This window comes from Mycolicibacterium chlorophenolicum, assembly GCF_001044235.1.
Classification (GTDB): Bacteria; Actinomycetota; Actinomycetes; order Mycobacteriales; family Mycobacteriaceae; genus Mycobacterium; species Mycobacterium chlorophenolicum.
Genome location: NZ_JYNL01000064.1, coordinates 778,466 through 794,235 on the forward strand (window position 1 = coordinate 778,466; position 15,770 = coordinate 794,235).

The following is a 15,770-nucleotide window of genomic DNA, read 5'->3' on the forward strand; positions in this document are numbered from 1 at the left end:
ACCCGTGTGGTTCTGCTCACCCGGCGCCGAGCCAGTGATGCATTCGCTCGTAGATCCGCGGGTGATTGAGCAGATCGAAGTGATGCAGGCCGGTCAGCACCAGGCCGTCGTCGTCACCGAACGGCAACCGGCGCTTGCGGCCCCGCCCCGCCGCGCTCGACGGTCGCACCAGGTGGTCGCCGAACAGCATGCCCAGCGCCGTCGGCGCCGCGGAGGTGGCGACGAAGTGGTAGCGGGCGTGCGGGAGGAACGGCGCCTCGCCGCACCGGTCCCGCAGGAACTCGTCCGGATGGGCGTCGGCCCAGTCGTCGTCGAGCACCGAACCGAAGCGCAGGTCCTTGATGCCGTCGCTGCGCAGGTTGAGCAACTCGGCGATCGCGCGCGTCTCCCGCAGGCGGATCAGCAGCCACGTCGCGGCGTTCACGCCCTTCTCGAGGTCGGCGCCCAGGTGCGGCGAACCGAGACACACCACCTGCTGCGTCGCCCGGGTCCATCGACGGTTCCGTTCGTGGCCGTAGTGGCACGCCGACCGGGCCACGAGTCCGCCCATCGAATGACCGATCAGCGCGATCCGGCGCACCGGCACCGGCCACACCTCGACCAACCGGGTCAGCAACTCGTCGAACGCCCGGCCGTTGGTCGAGATGTGCAGACCGGTGTTGTACCGGATCTGGATCGGCGTGAACCCGTGGTCGTGGCGCAGCCGTTCGCCGTACCACCGCGCGTCCGCCTCCGGCACGGGCCGCGGCGGGCGGTGCCACGACGACTCCGTCTGGCACAGCCCGTGCACGAACACCGCGAGCGTGTCGGTGGGCGCCGGGAACGCGTCGGTCACCGCATCGGGCGTCAGCGCCACCGGGCGCCCGGCCACCCGCACCGCCATCGGCGCGGCCAGAGAGTTGTCACGGTCGGCCAGTTCGTCGCCGTAGATGCCGTTGAGCGCGGCGATCGCCTCGGCGACACCGGGCCGCTCGTCGAGGGGGGCGTCGTCGTCGAAGGCCAGGCCCGCGACCGCGAGACCGGCGACCGCCGGGGGCAGCCGGTGTCCGGTGGCATCGAGGGCGTCGTAGACGGCGCCGGCGATCGCGTCGTGCACCATCTCGACCGGCCGCGCCGCCGGCCCGATGGAGCGGAACACGCGCCCGGCGATGCCGGTGTGCAGGCCGCGCACCAGTGTGTTCAGCACGTTCAGGCCCTCGGCAGCCACCTCGCCGAGGGACTCGATGTCCGTCGTCCGCATGCCAGCACCCTTCAGTGAACGACTGTTCTTACTGAAGAGTAAGGTTTCCGTTGCCGGGAGGCAACGGGGTCAGCTCAGCGCATCCTCGATGCGTTGCACCTTCGCGGTCAGCTGACCCGTGTAGCCGGGCCGGATGTCGGCCTTGAGGACCAGACTGACGCGGGGCGAGACCGCAGCGACGGCGTCGACCGCCTGCTTGACCACGGCCATCACCTCGTCCCACTCGCCCTCGATGTTGGTGAACATCGCGTTGGTCTCGTTCGGCAGGCCCGAGGCCCGCACCACCCGCACCGCCGCCGCGACGGCCTCACTGACTCCACCGGTCTCGTCCCCTCCGGAGGGGCTGATGCTGAATGCGACGATCATTCGGTCGAGCGTACGGCTCCCGCCCAGGTAACGCCTGACTCGGCTGTGACGATCATCAATGCAGGTCAGGGCTCTCGAATGTGGGGCCGTCGGGGCTGTGAACACCCGCTGGCCAGCACGATCGACTTCAGCGCTGTGCCACACTGGGTGAAGTCGCGGGACTGGAGGTACACGCATGCGGCAGGCAAACAGGAGCGGTTTCATCGCCGTGTTGTCGGTGATGACCGTGGTCGCAGGGCTGGTGCTGAGCGCCCCGTCGGCGACCGCGCAGCCCGATGTGGCCCCGCCGCCGGTACCGGCCGACCCGATGGCGCCGCCGCCTCCATCCGATCCGCTGGCGTTCCCGAATCCGTTCGCGCCGCCCGCGCCCGCGCCCGCCCCGGCCGCGGCGCCGACCCCGGCCGACCCGTTCGCCGTCATCCCCGGCGAGCCGATGGCCATCCCGGAGGGCACGCCCGCCGGCCAGAACCCGACCCCGTTCGTCGGCCAGCCGCCGTTCGTGCCGCCGTCGTTCAACCCCACCAACGGGTCGATCGCGGGCGCGGCCAAGCCGATCTACATCAACTTCCAGCGGCCCATCGCCAACAAGCAGATGGCCCAGGACGCGGTGCACATCTCGTCGGTGCCGCCCGTTCCCGGCCGCTTCTACTGGACCACCGACACCCAGCTGCGCTGGCGGCCGCAGGACTTCTGGCCCGCCGGCACCGTCGTCAACATCGACGCCGCCGGCACGAAGTCGAGCTTCACGGTGCCCGAGCAGCTGGTCGCCACCGTCGACGACTCGACGCACACGATGACCATCGTGCGCAACGGGAAGGTCGAGAAGACGTTCCCGGTGTCGATGGGCAAGCCCGACGGCAAGCACGAGACCAAGAACGGCACGTACTACGTGCTGGAGAAGTTCGCCGACATCGTGATGGACTCGTCCACCTACGGTGTGCCCACCGACTCGCCCGAGGGCTACAAACTCAAGGTGCAGGACGCGGTGCGCATCGACAACAGCGGCATCTTCGTGCACAGCGCCCCGTGGTCGGTCGGCGACCAGGGCAAGCGCAACGTCAGCCACGGCTGCATCAACCTCAGCCCCGCCAACGCGCAGTGGTTCTACGACAACTTCGGTAGCGGTGACCCCGTCGTGGTGAAGAACTCCAAGGGTCTCTACAACCAGCCCGACGGTGCGTCGGACTGGCAGATGTTCTGACGTAGTCCAGTCCGCGAAGACCGCAGGCGCTTTCGCGCCGCGGTAGCCGCACGCCGTGCCACCATGGGGGCACGGCGAAGGGTGGGCGCGAATGCCCGGTGACGACAAGGCGGTGGTCCGCACCGTCGGCGTGCTGGTGCTGACGTTGCTCGCCGCGGTCGCACTGCGCGGGTTCCTGCCGGGTGCGCCGCCGCCGGCCGAGCCCGCCGAGACCGACGCCGACAGCACCGGCTCACTCGTGGCCGTCGTGGTCATGCTCGCGGTGTCCCTGACCGCCATCGCGGTGTCGCTGGCGTCGAACGGCCGCTCGCCCCGGCCGCCGCGCGCCCCCGGCGAACTGCCCCGCCGCCTCAGCGGCGAGCGTCGCAACATCCCCTGGCGGCTGCTGCTGATCGCCGCGGCCGCACTGCTCGCCTGGCTGCTGCTCATCATGCTGCTGATGCGCTGGATCTCGCCCGTCGACGTCGGCGCCGCCCCCGCCGAATCGACCGGCCGCCCCGACCCGGCGACGGCGAATCCGGCACCGCCCCAACAGGATTCGGACAGCGGATCCAGCGTCTTCAATCTGCTGATGGGTGCGGCGATCGTCCTGCTGCTGCTCTCGGTCCTCGCCACCGTCCTCGGCCGCCGGCGCCGCACCGCCGCCGAACCGGTGCTCACCGACGACGCCCCGCGCGCAGCGCCGCCGCCCGCGGGGCCCGATCTGGCCAGGGCGGCCGAGCGCGGGCTCGCCGAGGTCGGCGACCGCAGCCGCGATCCCCGCGAGGCGATCATCGCCTGCTACGTCGCGATGGAACAGGAGCTGGAGAAGTCGCCGGGCACCGTTCCGCAGGCCTCCGACACCCCCTCGGAGGTGCTGGCCCGCGCCGTCGCCCGCCGGGCGGTGCACGCCGGCAGCGCGACGCAGCTGGTCGACCTGTTCGAAGAGGCCCGCTTCAGTCCGCACGTGATGACCGAGGAGCATCGCGCGGAGGCGGTGGAGGCGTTGCAGGTGGTTCAGCGTGCACTGCAGGGTGTCTCATGACGAAGCTCGTGGTCGCCGCGGTCGCGGTCGTCGTGGGGGCGCAGGTGTGCGCATGGGCGCTGCTGGACCGCGAGTGGGTAGTCGCGGCCACCGGTGCGGCACTGGTGGCGGTGCTGCTCACCGTGCGGTGGCGGCTGACGCAGCGCACCGAACCCGACCCGGACGTGACGACGGACGGCGCCGGAGCGTCGTTGCAGCGCTGGCTGTCCCGCACCGAAACGCTGATCTCCTGGTCGGAGTCGTCGCGATCGGACTGGGACCGCCGGCTGCGCCCGATGCTGGCGCGGCAGTTCGAGCTCGCGGCCGGTCAGCGGAAAGCCAAGGATCCCAGGGGCTTCGACGCGACCGGGCGCATGCTGTTCGGTGACGCGCTCTGGCCGTGGGTGGATCCCGACAACATCTCCCGCACCGGCAACGCCGAACCCGGACCCGGCCGCGCCGCCCTCGACGAGATCCTGCGCCGTTTGGAGCGACTGTGAGCCCTCAGCTGCAACCCGCCGCCACCACCGCGCAGTGCGAGGCCGTGCTCGACGAGATCAGCAGAGTCGTCGTCGGAAAGCGCGCGGCGCTGACGCTGATCCTGACGACGGTGCTCGCCCGCGGGCATGTGCTCGTCGAGGACCTGCCAGGACTGGGAAAGACATTGATCGCCAAGTCTTTCGCGGCCGCACTGGGGCTGCGCTTCACCCGCGTGCAGTTCACCCCCGACCTACTGCCCGCCGATCTGCTCGGCTCGACGATCTACGACATGCAGTCCGGCCGCTTCGAGTTCCGCGGCGGCCCGATCTTCACCAACCTGCTGCTGGGCGACGAGATCAACCGCACCCCACCGAAGACGCAGGCGGCGCTGCTGGAGGCGATGGCCGAGCGTCAGGTCAGCATCGACGGCGTCACCCACCGGCTGCCCGAGCCCTTCCTGGTGCTGGCCACCGACAACCCGATCGAGTACGAGGGCACCTATCCGCTGCCGGAGGCCCAGCTGGACCGGTTCGCGCTGCGGTTGGAGCTGAAATACCTGTCCGAGCAGGAGGAGACGACGATGTTGCGCCGCCGTCTCGAGCGGGGATCGGCGGCGCCGGAGGTGGCCCAGGTGGTCGACGGGCACGACCTGATCGCCATGCAGGAGTCGGTGGAACTGGTCACGGTGCACGACGACGTGCTCGAGTACGTCGTCGCGCTGGCCGCCGCGAGCCGGCACCATCCGCAGGTCGCGGTCGGTGCGAGCCCCCGCGCCGAACTGGATCTCGTGCAACTCGCCCGCGCCCGCGCGCTGCTGCTCGGCCGCGACTACGTGGTGCCCGAGGACGTCAAAGCGCTGGCCGTGCCGGTGATGGCGCACCGCATCAGCCTGCGGCCGGAGATGTGGGTGCGCAAGGTGCAGGGCGGCGACGTGGTCGACGACCTGCTCCGCCGCACCCCGGTGCCGCGGGCCCGGGGGTCATCGTGACCGACGCCGAATTACGCTGGCGCGCATCCCCGTTGACGCGCTCGATCGCGACGGGTGCCGCCGTCGCGATCGCGGCCGCGCTGCTCACCGGCCGGTGGGAACTGATCGCGTTCGTCGCGCCGCTGCTCGCGGTGCTGTGCTCGCTGGGGTGGCAGCGGCCCGTGCCGACGGTCTCGGTCACCGGCGAGCCGGCGCTGAACCGCTGCTTCGAAGGCGAACAGGTGACCGTCACGCTCTCGGCCCATGCCGACGACGGCGGCGCGGTGCGACTGGCCGCCGTGCCGCCGCCGGGCATGGACCTCGACGTCGTCGCCGCGGGTTCCGCGCCGACGGTGGCCGTGCGGGCGCAGCGCTGGGGCCGCTACCCGATCGAGGCGACGGTGCGCGTCCTCGGCCGCGGCGGGCTGCTGGAGGGCACCGGCACCGTGGCCGCCGCACAGGTCTGCGTATTCCCCGTCGCCCCACCGCAATCCACGGCGATCCCGCGCACCGATCTGCTCGACCGGCTCGGCACCCACCTCACCCGCCACACCGGGCCCGGGGTGGAGTACGCCGACATCCGCCCCTACGTGCCCGGTGACCAGTTGCGCACCGTCAACTGGCCGGTCAGCGCGCGCCGCGGCACGCTGCACGTCACCGAACGACTCACCGACCGCGCCGCCGACGTGGTGGTGCTCTTCGACACCTACCCGCAACCGCCCGGACCGGCCACGGCCGCAACGGAACGCACCGCGCGCGGCGCGGCCCAGGTGGTGCAGAGCGCGCTGCGCTACGGCGACCGGGCCGGGCTGGTCGCGCTCGGCGGCCGCGCCACCCGGTGGCTGGGCGCCGACATCGGGCAGCGGCAGTTCTACCGGATCCTCGACACGATGCTCGGCGCGACGGGTGACCACGAGTCGGCCACCGGCACCCTGGCGCCGCGCCCGGCGCTGCCGGCGGGCGCGATCGTCGTCGCGTTCTCCACGATGCTCGACACCGAGTTCGCGCTCGCGCTGATCGATCTGCGCCGGCGCGGGCACCCGGTGGTCGCGGTCGACGTGCTGGAGGGCTGCCCCGTCGACGGCGACGTCGACCCCCTCGTCGACCGGATGTGGGCGATGCAGCGCTCCTTCATGTACCGCGACATGGCGACCGTCGGTGTGGACATCGTCGCGTGGCCGGGATCCGCGACGCTCGACCAGGCGATGGCACTGGTCCCCGAACACCGGGCACGTCGATGACAGCACTACGAAAAGCCCTGCTGCCGTTGATGTTCGGTGTCGTCATGGTGGGTGCGGCGGCACGCACCGGGCACGGATGGGCGCTCGCTGCGGCCGCGGCCGCGCTGGCCGCCGTCGCGGTCGGCATCTGGTGGCGGCCGGCGGCAGGCGTCGCGGTTGCACTGACCGTGCTGACCGTCGTGCTCGCCGCTCCGGCCCCGCTGGACACGACGCTGGCCGGGCTGTCCGCCACCGCGTACCTGGTGACGCGCCACGACGCCGCCACCGTCCCGACGATGACGGCCGCCGTCGCATTCGCCACCGTCACCGCCGTCGTCGTCGCGGTGCCGATCGAGGTGCCCTGGCTGCCGCTGGTGGCGCCGCTGGTACTGCTGGCCGCCTACCTGCTGGCGTTACGGCCCTACCTGCGCTGAGCGGTCAGTTCCAGATGCGGACGCGCCGTTCCGGTTCCAGGTACAGCTCGTCGCTCTCGCCGACCTCGAACGCCTCGTAGAACGCGTCCATGTTGCGGACCACGCCGTTGCAGCGGAACTCCGGCGGCGAATGCGGATCGATCGCCAGTCGCCGAATCGCCTCGGCCTCACGGGATTTCGTGCGCCACACCTGCGCCCATCCGAAGAACACCCGCTGCTCGCCGGTCAGCCCGTCGATGACCGGCGCCGGCCGGCCCTTCAGCGACAGGCGGTAGGCCAGCAGCGCGATCGACAGGCCGCCGAGATCACCGATGTTCTCGCCGACGGTGAACGCACCGTTGACGTGGTGCGACGAATCCAGCCCGCGCGGCGTGAACTGCTCGTACTGCTCGATCAGCGCGGTGGTGCGCGCCCCGAACTCGGCCCGATCCTCGTCGGTCCACCAGTCCACCAGGTTGCCGTCGCCGTCGTACTTGGCGCCCTGATCGTCGAAGCCGTGCCCGATCTCGTGTCCGATCACCGCGCCGATGCCGCCGTAGTTGGCGGCGTCGTCGGCCTCGGCGTCGAAGAACGGCGGCTGCAGAATCGCTGCGGGGAACACGATCTCGTTCATCCCGGGGTTGTAGTACGCGTTGACGGTCTGCGGGGTCATGAACCACTCGTCGCGGTCCACCGGGCCGCCGAGCTTGGCCAGGTCGCGGTCGTACTCCAGCGCGTGGCCCCGCACGTAGTTGCCGTAGAGGTCGTCACGCGCGATCACCAGCGACGAATAGTCGCGCCACTTCGCGGGATAACCGATCTTCGGCGTGAACTTGTCGAGCTTGGCGTGCGCCTTCTGCCGGGTCTGCGGCGTCATCCACTCGAGGGTGTCGATACTGACGCGGTAGGCCTCGCGCAGATTGGCCACCAGCTCGTCCATCCGCGCCTTGGCCTGCGGCGGGAAGTACCGCTCGACGTAGAGCCGGCCCAGTGCGTCGCCCATCAGGGCTTCGACCACCGAGACGCCCCGCTTCCAGCGGGCCCGGATCTCCTCGGTGCCCGAGAGCAGCCGCCCGTAGAACGCGAAGTCCTCGGCCACCAGCTCATCGCTGAGCAGCGACGCCCGGGCGTGGATCAGCCGCCACTGCAACCAGGTCTTCCACGTCGCCAGATCCACGTCGGACCACAGTGTCGCGAACGCGGTCAGGAAGTCGGGCTGGCGCACCACGATTTCGGCGGCCGCCTCCTCCGACGCCCCCAGCGCGGTCAGCCAGCCCCGCCACTCGAACCCGGGCGCCTCGGAGGTCACGTCGGCGAACGTGCGCAGGTTGTAGGTCAGGTCGGCGTCGCGGCGCTTCACCACGTCCCAGTGCGCCGCGGCGATCCGGGTCTCCAGCGCGACGATGGCCTCCGCCGTCTCACTGTGGTCGCCGCCGTACACGAGCGCGAACATCGCCGCGATGTGGCCGGGATAGGCCGCCAGGATCTCGGCGTGCCGCTCCTCACGGAAGTACGACTCGTCGGGCAGCCCGATGCCCGACTGCGTCAGGTGCAGCAGGTAGCGGCTGGAATTCTTGGAATCGGTGTCCACGTACAGGCCGGCGCCCCCGCCGACGCCGGTGCGCTGCAACGCCCCGAGCACCGCGGCCAGCTCCTCGGGGCTCTCGGCGGCGTCGATCGTCGCCAGCTCCGCGAGCAGCGGCGCCAGACCGCGCTCGCGGATGGTGTCCTCGTCCATGAAGCTGGCGTACAGATCGCCGATGCGCTGCTGGTCGGTCCCCTCCGGTGCGTGTGCGTCGGCTGCCTCGGTGATGAGGTCGCGGATCTGCTCCTCGGCGCGGTCGTACAGCGTGCGGAACGCACCGTCGGTGGCCCGGTCCGCGGGGATCTGATACTCCGCGAGCCAGCGGCCGTTGACGTGACCGAACAGGTCGTCCTGGGGCCGGGCGGAGTCGTCGACGTAGCGCAGATCGATACCGGACTTGAGGGAGGTCGCTTCTACCGTCACCCCGACATCCTTCCAGAAACGCCCGGGTACCCTCACCCGCATGCCTGTTGACCAGCCCGAATCGCAACGCGGCGAGGAGGCGCCCCGCGTCGTCAGCGTCTACGGCATCGCCTCGGCGGTGCTGGCCCTCGTCGCGGTGGCCGCCGTCGTGCTCGCCGCGCTGATCTGGAACGCCCACCGCGGCGACACCGACGAACGGGCCTACCGCACCCGGGTGCTGCAGGCCGCCGCCGAGTGGACCGGTGTGCTGATCAACATGAACGCCGACTCGGTGGACGCGGATCTGAACACGTTGCACGAGGGCACCGTCGGGCAGCTGAACACCGACTTCGAGGCGACCGTCGAGCCGTACCGCAAGCTGGTGCGCACGCTCAAGGCGCGCACCACGGGGCAGATCAACGCCGTCGCGATCGAGACGATCCACCACGACCAGCCCGGCGCACCGCCGCCGGCGCCGCGGTCGGACCTGTCCGGGCTGGCCGCGCGCACCGACACCGTCATGGTCATCGCGACGTCGGTGAGCGAGAACGCCGGGACCGAGGCGCCGCAGACGGTGCGCTGGACGCTGCGCATGGACGTGTCCGACGTCGACGGCAGACTGCTGATCTCGCGGCTGGAACCGATCCGATGAGGAACCTGCTGCGCGTCCTGCTGTTCGACGTCCTCGCCCCGGCGGCCGCCGTGGCGGCGCTGATCTATCTCGGGGTCGCGCTGGCATGGCCGCTGTGGTGGGTGTCGGTGTGTTCGGTGCTGTGCCTGCTGGTGGTGCAGGCGGTGATCGTCAACGTCGTGCTGGCGCGCCGCGACGGCGTCACCGTGGGCACCGACGACGACGGACCCGGCCTGCGCCTGGCCGTGATGGGCACCGCGACGGCGGCGCTCGTGGCCGCCGCCGTGGTCGGTTACACGCAGTGGACGGTGCCCGACCGCACGCTGCGCGAGGACAGCGCCGCGGTGACGGGCATCGCCAGCAGCGTGGCCGAGGCGTCGGCGACGTTCACGCCGCAGAACCCGACGGCCTCGATCGACCGCGCCGCGCAGATGATGACCTCCGAGAGCGCCGACCGCTTCAAGAACGACTTCGCCGGGGTGGCCAAGGACCTGGGCAGCCGCAACGTCTCCGCCCAGGCGAGCACGGTGTCAGCCGGCGTCGAGGCGATCGGGCCGCAGGCGGCCAGCGTCGCGGTCGTCCTGCGCGGCACCCAGACCTCGCCGGGCAAGCCGGCCGACACGGCGGTGCTGGCACTGCGCGTCACGCTGTCGAAGACCGATGGACGCTGGCTGGTCGAGGACGTCTCGCCGATCCACTCGCGGTAGAGAAGCCAGGGCTGTGATCGGCCGCCGATCGCAGCCCGGAATGCGCTTCCGCGGGAAAGGGGCTAGTGCCCGGGGCGCTGGGAGCGCATCTTGGCGAAGCGCTCGGAGAGCCGGCCCATCCGGATCATCAGCGACGCCGGCGGGCTGACCTTGCCGCCCAGGTAGGCGGCGAAGTCGGCGGCGGGCACCCCGATGCGGGAGGCGAACTCCTGCTCACCGAGCCCCGACCGGTCCAGCAGCAGCCGGACGTGGCGGGCCACCTCGGCGCACTCGTTGGCCTCGAGGTGTTCGCGGGTGCGCACCAGCACCTCCGACATCGCCCGGGACACCCCGTAGGGCTCGGCGGTCTCGAGGACCTCCTCGACCTGACGGGCCGTCCGGCCGTAGGGATCGCGCTTGATCGCCACCACGATGCGCTGCCACACGCTCAGATCGTCGTGTTCGAGGGCGGCGCGGATCGCGGCCGTCGGCCAGAACTCGACGGGCCGGTCGTCGGAGTGCGGGCCCCGGGACTGCCCGCCGGCCTCAGAGAAGCGAGGTTCCGACGACACAGTCACCTCGCCTCCTCCAGCATGGCCACCGCCACGGACAGGCACCGCTGCCTGACCCTGGCCCAGTCGGTCTCCGCGTCGGCGCCCGAGGATGCGATGTCGGGCCCGTCGGAAGGCCGGGGATCGGCCAGGCGGCGCACCAGCTGGGTGGCCACCCAGTGCTCGCGCGCCGGTTGACCACAGTAGTACCGGTCCATGCCCGTCAGCACTTCCGCCGCGGTGTGCGTGTCCATTGAGGCCACGAGGTCGGCGAAGTCCGAGTAGTCGCGGGCGCCGTTGCGTTCCATGATCAGGAAGCTCTTCAGCCGCAGCGTCTCGGCGCCGGTCGGGATCTGCAACCGGTCACCGGTGGGCAGCAGCACGTTCGTGGTCTCCATCGGGCTGATCCGCTCCAGCGGCGGATGTCCCGATTGTGAGGCGGCGCCCCTCTCCACGGCCAGCGCGTCGAGCGCCACGTCGAGCCGGCCCCGCCACATCGTCACCGGATGCTTGGGCAGCTTCACCGCGACCGTCTTGCCGTGGGCCCGGTTGCCGATGGTCGCGGGCACCCGGCCCTCGCTCTTCAGGCGTCCGGGGACCAGCTTGCCGCACGGCTGGCAGCCGCTGAACGCCAGCGGGTCGGCTACCGTGATGGCCTGCGGTGCAAGGGTTTTCAGCTTGGCCGCGGACTTGACGACGGTGCGCAGATCGGCACCCGACGGCGCGAGTGCGGAGATGTCGTCGGGGATGATGATCAGGTCGCCGATGTCGGCCTTGGGCAGCGGCTTCTCGAAGTCGACCGACGGAAGCACGCGGTCGAGCCAGCGCGGCAGCCACCAGTTCCACTCGTCGAACATCGCCATCAGCGCGGGCACCAGCACCAGCCGCACCACCGTCGCGTCCACCGCGATCGCGACTGCGCACGCCACGCCGAGCTGGGCCACCAGCGGCATGCCGGCGAACGCGAACCCGATGAACACCGCGATCATGATCAGCGCGGCGCTGGTGATGGTGCGCGCGCTGGTGGACACGCCGTAGGCGACCGCGTCGCGGGTGTTGCCGGTCTGCAGGAACCGTTCCCGGATCCGGGTGAGCAGAAAGATCTCGTAGTCCATCGACAGGCCGAAGGTCAGCGCGAGCACCAGCGGCGGGATCGTGCTGTCCAGCGACGAGATCTGCTTGAAGCCCAGGTCGGCCAGCCAGCCCCACTGGAACACCACCACCAGGCTGCCGTAGGCCGCCGCGACCGACAGCACCGTCATCACCACGCCCTTGAGCGCCAGGAACACCGAGCGGATCGAGATCAGCAGCATCACGAACGCGATCAGCGCGACGAACAAGAACACCAGCGGCTGGATCTGGGCCACTCGGTCGTCGAAGTCCTTGATCAGGGCGGTCGGCCCGCCGACGTAGATCTGCGCGGCGTTGCCGGCGACCGGCGGCAGCTGCTCCCGCATCCAGTCCACGGTGTCGCGGGAGCCCATGTCCTCGGGGTCCACGGACAGCACCGCCGACAGCAGCGCGCTGCGGTAGTCCTGGCCGAACACCGGCGGCGTCACCGACACGGTGTTGGGCGCCTGGGCCATCTTCTGCCTGATCGACGCGAGCAGCGGCTCCTTGGCCGGCGCCGAGGCCGCGTTGCCGTCCGGGAACGTCACCAGCACCCGGACGGGACCGAGCGCACCGGGGCCCAGGGCCTCGGCCGCGGCGTTGACGCCGCCCCGGATCTCGTGGGTGGGATCGAACTGCCGCTGCATGCTGTTGCCGAGCATCATCGAGAACGCCGGCGCGGCCAGCGCCAGCAACACCGCGGCCGCGCCGAGCGCCGACACCCAGGGCCGGCGCATCACCCAGCCGGTCCAGCGGGTCCAGAACTTTGACTGCGTCGCCTCCACTCCGCGGCCCCAATGCAGGTACGAGGAGCGGCGCGCGGCCCGGCGCCCGAACGTGGCCAGCACGGCCGGGGTCAGCGTCGTCGACGTGAGCACCGCGACCGCGACGGCGAGGATCGCGCCGGTGGCCATCGAGCGCAGCACCGGGGTGTTGATCAGGTAGATACCGGTGACCGACGCGATCACCGTGAGGCCGGACAGCACCACCGCCAGTCCGGAGGTCGCCATCGCGGCGTCCGCGGCGTCCTCGGGTTCCCGGCCGGCACGCAGCTCCTCCCGGAACCGCATCAGGATGAACAGCGAGTAGTCGATGGCCACCGCGATGCCGAACATCGACACCGTCGAGGTGACGAACACCGACATCGTCGTGTAACTCGACAGCAGGAAGACGAGCCCCATCGTCACCACGACGGTGCAGATGCCCAGCAGCAGCGGCATCGCCGCGGCGGCCAGCGACCCGAAGACCGCCAGCAGGATCACCAGGACGATCGGGAAGTTCCACTTCTCGGCCTGCGCGATGTCGTGTTTGGTGGCCAGCGTGGCGGCCGCACCCAGCGCGCCCTGGCCGATGACGTAGAGGCGGACCTTGCCGTTCTCCGTCTCGCCGGGTTCGTCGCCGTCGATGCCGACCTTCTCGCGCAGCTGTTTGGCGACGTCGACGGCGCCGGTGTTCTCGAACCCCAACTGCAGCGTGATGACGTAGGGCCGGTCGGGCTGCGGGGGCGGCTGGGCCGGGTTGGGCATGATCGTGACGCTCGGCACCTCGCGCGCGATGGCCTCCAGGCGCGCGACCGCGGCGTTCATGTCGTCGAACGAGGCGTCCGGGCGGGGCGCGGCGACCAGCGCGAGCGGGGAGGCGCCCTGGTCAGGAAACTGCGCCTCCAGCTGGCGCTGGACGTAGAGCGACTGCGAACCCTCGACCTCGAAGCCGCCGCCGGTCAGATTGCCCGACTGGTTCATCGCGAGGTAGATCGAGGGCACCAGCAGCAGCAGCCACACGGCGAACACCGCCCAGCGGAATCTGCGCAGGTTGCTGCTCACGCGCATCATGAACTGCTGGATGGGAACTCCCCACTTTCTCCCCGGCCTTTCGTAGCGAAAGGGTACAGCAGCGACCTGTTCGCCGACCGCGCTGAACAGTCCTGCCAGAGATGCCTCATGCAGCTTTAATGCAGCGCCGGTGGCCGTCTCGATTGGGCACCGGGCCACGGCGATGGCACGATGGCCCCGACGAGGTTCGTCGGTCGGGGATTCTTTGCTGTTGACCGTACGACGTTTGCGGGGCGTGTGGGCGCCCGCAGACCGTGAGGAGTTCGTGATGAAAGCACCCTCGGGTTTCACCGCGCGCCGGACCGGCGCCGCGCTGGCAGCGGCGTTCGCCGTCGGTGCGGGTGCGGTGCTGTTGACCGGGCCGGCGGCGCCGACGGGGCAGGCCGCGCCCGACCCGTGCGCGGCCAGCGAGGTCGCCAAGACCGCAGGGTCGGTGGCCACCAGCACCGGCGCCTACCTGGAGACGCATCCGCAGACCAACCAGGCGCTGACGCTGATCACCCAGCAGCAGAGCGGCCCGCAGTCGCTCGGCGCGCTGAAGTCCTACTTCGACGCCAATCCGCTCGTCGCCGCCGATCTGCAGCGGCTGCAGCAACCGCTGACGGCGCTGGCCGGGCGGTGCAAGCTGCCCGTGACGCTGCCGCAGCTCCTCGGGCTGATGCAGGCCGCTCAGCCCGCCGCGCAGCCGTCGGCCCCCGCCGCCCCGGCGACGTCACCGGCCGCGCAGAGCGTCGGCGTCGGCTCCGCCGAGGCCGCCACCGCGCCGCCGCTGCGCTGACCGCCGGAGCGGTTTTCTCACGATTGGTTAATTGCTCGGCGGGAAACTCGGCTGCCGGTCTGCTTAGCTTCCTAGGATGGTCTCAGGTCGGCCACCGACACGGTGCCGGCTGTCCACCTCTTGATGAAGGAGACTTCATGTTGATCTCGGGCCCCATCCTGCGCCGCGCCGTCGCCGGCGCACTGGGCGCGGGCGCGGTCACCGGCGCCTCGCTGTTCGGGGTGCTCGCCGCCGCGCCGATGGCGTCGGCTCAGCCGGCCCTTCCGCCGAACTGCACCGCGGCCGACTTCGCCGGGGTGGCCTCCGGCGTCTCGGCGTCGACGTCGGCCTACCTGTTCACCCATCCCGAGGTCAACGACTTCTTCTCCGGGCTGCAAGGCCTGCCCCCCGACCAGCTGCGCAGCAAGGTCGTCGACTACATGAACGCCAACCCCCAGGTCAAGGCTGAGTTGACCTCCATCCGGCAGCCGCTGGTCGACATCAAGAACCGGTGCGGCTTCTCGGAGGGCGACCGCAACGGACCGCTGTTCCCGTAGACGCGATGCGAGACAGGGTGGATGCTTCGCCCACTCGTGGGGGAGAGCTGTCCGCCCAGGACGGCGCGGGTCGGACGGTGCTGATGGTGGACGACGACCCGGATGTCCGCACCTCGGTGGCCCGGGGTCTGCGGCATTCGGGGTTCGACGTGCGCGTCGCGGCGACGGGGAAAGAGGCGCTGCGGCTGCTGTCCAGCGAATCGCACGATGCGCTGGTACTCGACGTGCAGATGCCCGAACTCGACGGCGTCGCGGTGGTGACGGCGCTGCGCGCACTGGGCAACGACATCCCGATCTGCGTGCTGTCGGCGCGCGACACCGTCAACGACCGGATCGCGGGTCTGGAGGCCGGCGCCGACGACTACCTGACCAAACCGTTCGACCTCGGTGAGCTGGTGGCCCGGCTGCACGCGCTGCTGCGCCGGGCGCACAACTCCGACCCCACCTCCGACACCATGACGGTCGGGTCGCTGACCATCGACACGTCCCGCCGGCTGGTGTTCGTCGCCGGCGAACGGGTCGACCTCACCAAGCGGGAGTTCGACCTGCTCGCCGCGCTGGCCGAGAACGCGGGGGTGGTGCTGAGCCGCCAGCGTCTGCTGGAACTGGTGTGGGGCTACGACTTCGACGTCGACACCAACGTCGCCGACGTCTTCGTGTCCTACCTGCGGCGCAAGCTCGAGCGCGACGGACTGCCGCGCGTCATCCACACCGTGCGCGGGATCGGCTACGTGCTGCGGGAAGAGCCGTGAGAAGTCAGCGCCCGGTT

16 protein-coding genes are annotated in these 15,770 nt (G+C 70.9%); 11 read left to right on the top strand and 5 right to left on the bottom strand.

What is annotated here, in order from left to right; all coding sequences use genetic code 11:
* Nucleotides 1-16 precede the first annotated feature (16 nt).
* Together MCHLDSM_RS26115 and MCHLDSM_RS26120 are read right to left on the bottom strand one after the other, a co-directional pair.
* The gene (locus MCHLDSM_RS26115) at nt 17-1,240 is read right to left on the bottom strand and encodes a lipase family alpha/beta hydrolase (protein WP_048472628.1); all 1,224 of its coding nucleotides are present in this window, start codon (nt 1,238-1,240) and stop codon (nt 17-19) included.
* A 69-nt stretch (nt 1,241-1,309) separates the two neighbouring features.
* Nucleotides 1,310-1,606, bottom strand: coding sequence for a thiamine-binding protein (locus tag MCHLDSM_RS26120; protein ID WP_048420581.1), 297 nt, complete (start codon nt 1,604-1,606; stop codon nt 1,310-1,312).
* A gap of 175 nt (nt 1,607-1,781) precedes the next feature.
* On the opposite strand from MCHLDSM_RS26120, the gene MCHLDSM_RS26125 reads away from it, so the two are divergent.
* The 6 genes from MCHLDSM_RS26125 to MCHLDSM_RS26150 all read left to right on the top strand — a co-directional run bounded on the left by MCHLDSM_RS26125 (nt 1,782) and on the right by MCHLDSM_RS26150 (nt 6,911).
* The gene (locus MCHLDSM_RS26125; protein WP_048472629.1) at nt 1,782-2,807 is read left to right on the top strand and encodes a L,D-transpeptidase; all 1,026 of its coding nucleotides are present in this window, start codon (nt 1,782-1,784) and stop codon (nt 2,805-2,807) included.
* Between the two features lie 91 nt (nt 2,808-2,898).
* Nucleotides 2,899-3,831: a DUF4129 domain-containing protein gene (locus MCHLDSM_RS26130; protein ID WP_048472630.1), complete on the top strand. Its 933-nt coding sequence runs from the start codon at nt 2,899-2,901 to the stop codon at nt 3,829-3,831.
* Complete coding sequence (locus tag MCHLDSM_RS26135; protein ID WP_048472631.1) at nt 3,828-4,310, top strand: hypothetical protein; 483 nt, start codon at nt 3,828-3,830, stop codon at nt 4,308-4,310. The genes MCHLDSM_RS26130 and MCHLDSM_RS26135 overlap by 4 nt, the downstream gene beginning before the upstream one ends.
* Complete coding sequence (locus MCHLDSM_RS26140; RefSeq protein ID WP_082169074.1) at nt 4,307-5,278, top strand: AAA family ATPase; 972 nt, start codon at nt 4,307-4,309, stop codon at nt 5,276-5,278. The genes MCHLDSM_RS26135 and MCHLDSM_RS26140 overlap by 4 nt, the downstream gene beginning before the upstream one ends.
* Nucleotides 5,275-6,498: a DUF58 domain-containing protein gene (locus MCHLDSM_RS26145; RefSeq protein WP_048472632.1), complete on the top strand. Its 1,224-nt coding sequence runs from the start codon at nt 5,275-5,277 to the stop codon at nt 6,496-6,498. Before MCHLDSM_RS26140 ends, MCHLDSM_RS26145 begins: the two co-directional genes overlap by 4 nt.
* On the top strand, nt 6,495-6,911 hold the full coding sequence (locus MCHLDSM_RS26150; protein ID WP_048472633.1) for a hypothetical protein: 417 nt from the start codon (nt 6,495-6,497) through the stop codon (nt 6,909-6,911). Before MCHLDSM_RS26145 ends, MCHLDSM_RS26150 begins: the two co-directional genes overlap by 4 nt.
* 4 nt (nt 6,912-6,915) lie before the next feature.
* Here the strand turns inward: MCHLDSM_RS26150 and MCHLDSM_RS26155 are convergent, their stop codons facing one another.
* Complete coding sequence (locus MCHLDSM_RS26155) at nt 6,916-8,898, bottom strand: M13 family metallopeptidase (RefSeq protein WP_048472634.1); 1,983 nt, start codon at nt 8,896-8,898, stop codon at nt 6,916-6,918.
* Nucleotides 8,899-8,938: 40 nt separating this feature from the next.
* Between MCHLDSM_RS26155 and MCHLDSM_RS26160 the strand changes: the two genes are divergently transcribed.
* Nucleotides 8,939-9,529, top strand: a complete 591-nt coding sequence (locus MCHLDSM_RS26160; RefSeq protein WP_048472635.1) for an Rv1363c family protein — start codon at nt 8,939-8,941, stop codon at nt 9,527-9,529.
* A complete protein-coding gene (locus MCHLDSM_RS26165; RefSeq protein ID WP_048472636.1) occupies nt 9,526-10,215 on the top strand; it encodes a hypothetical protein in 690 nt (229 codons plus the stop codon). The genes MCHLDSM_RS26160 and MCHLDSM_RS26165 overlap by 4 nt, the downstream gene beginning before the upstream one ends.
* 62 nt (nt 10,216-10,277) lie before the next feature.
* On the opposite strand, the gene MCHLDSM_RS26170 is transcribed toward MCHLDSM_RS26165, so the two are convergent.
* Nucleotides 10,278-10,766 carry a transcriptional regulator gene (locus MCHLDSM_RS26170; RefSeq protein ID WP_109788936.1) on the bottom strand — a complete coding sequence of 163 codons (489 nt, stop codon included), beginning with the start codon at nt 10,764-10,766 and terminating at the stop codon, nt 10,278-10,280.
* A 2-nt stretch (nt 10,767-10,768) separates the two neighbouring features.
* The gene (locus MCHLDSM_RS26175) at nt 10,769-13,687 is read right to left on the bottom strand and encodes an MMPL family transporter (protein ID WP_048472638.1); all 2,919 of its coding nucleotides are present in this window, start codon (nt 13,685-13,687) and stop codon (nt 10,769-10,771) included.
* Between the two features lie 268 nt (nt 13,688-13,955).
* On the opposite strand from MCHLDSM_RS26175, the gene MCHLDSM_RS26180 reads away from it, so the two are divergent.
* From MCHLDSM_RS26180 to MCHLDSM_RS26190, 3 genes are all read left to right on the top strand, one after another.
* On the top strand, nt 13,956-14,465 hold the full coding sequence (locus tag MCHLDSM_RS26180) for a hemophore (protein WP_048472994.1): 510 nt from the start codon (nt 13,956-13,958) through the stop codon (nt 14,463-14,465).
* A 137-nt stretch (nt 14,466-14,602) separates the two neighbouring features.
* Nucleotides 14,603-15,001 carry a heme-binding protein gene (locus tag MCHLDSM_RS26185; RefSeq protein WP_048472639.1) on the top strand — a complete coding sequence of 133 codons (399 nt, stop codon included), beginning with the start codon at nt 14,603-14,605 and terminating at the stop codon, nt 14,999-15,001.
* Nucleotides 15,002-15,006: 5 nt separating this feature from the next.
* On the top strand, nt 15,007-15,753 hold the full coding sequence (locus MCHLDSM_RS26190) for a response regulator transcription factor (protein WP_048420593.1): 747 nt from the start codon (nt 15,007-15,009) through the stop codon (nt 15,751-15,753).
* Nucleotides 15,754-15,770 lie beyond the last annotated feature (17 nt).

Excerpts from the sequence above, each read along its gene's own strand:
- MCHLDSM_RS26135 (WP_048472631.1), top strand. The coding sequence starts at position 3,828 with ATGACGAAGCTCGTGGTCGCCGCGGTCGCGGTCGTCGTGGGGGCGCAG.
- MCHLDSM_RS26150 (WP_048472633.1), top strand. The coding sequence starts at position 6,495 with ATGACAGCACTACGAAAAGCCCTGCTGCCGTTGATGTTCGGTGTCGTC.
- MCHLDSM_RS26175 (WP_048472638.1), bottom strand. The coding sequence starts at position 13,687 with ATGATGCGCGTGAGCAGCAACCTGCGCAGATTCCGCTGGGCGGTGTTC.
- MCHLDSM_RS26120 (WP_048420581.1), bottom strand. The coding sequence starts at position 1,606 with ATGATCGTCGCATTCAGCATCAGCCCCTCCGGAGGGGACGAGACCGGT.
- MCHLDSM_RS26165 (WP_048472636.1), top strand. The coding sequence starts at position 9,526 with ATGAGGAACCTGCTGCGCGTCCTGCTGTTCGACGTCCTCGCCCCGGCG.
- MCHLDSM_RS26160 (WP_048472635.1), top strand. The coding sequence starts at position 8,939 with ATGCCTGTTGACCAGCCCGAATCGCAACGCGGCGAGGAGGCGCCCCGC.
- MCHLDSM_RS26115 (WP_048472628.1), bottom strand. The coding sequence starts at position 1,240 with ATGCGGACGACGGACATCGAGTCCCTCGGCGAGGTGGCTGCCGAGGGC.
- MCHLDSM_RS26185 (WP_048472639.1), top strand. The coding sequence starts at position 14,603 with ATGTTGATCTCGGGCCCCATCCTGCGCCGCGCCGTCGCCGGCGCACTG.
- MCHLDSM_RS26125 (WP_048472629.1), top strand. The coding sequence starts at position 1,782 with ATGCGGCAGGCAAACAGGAGCGGTTTCATCGCCGTGTTGTCGGTGATG.
- MCHLDSM_RS26180 (WP_048472994.1), top strand. The coding sequence starts at position 13,956 with ATGAAAGCACCCTCGGGTTTCACCGCGCGCCGGACCGGCGCCGCGCTG.
- MCHLDSM_RS26190 (WP_048420593.1), top strand. The coding sequence starts at position 15,007 with ATGCGAGACAGGGTGGATGCTTCGCCCACTCGTGGGGGAGAGCTGTCC.
- MCHLDSM_RS26130 (WP_048472630.1), top strand. The coding sequence starts at position 2,899 with ATGCCCGGTGACGACAAGGCGGTGGTCCGCACCGTCGGCGTGCTGGTG.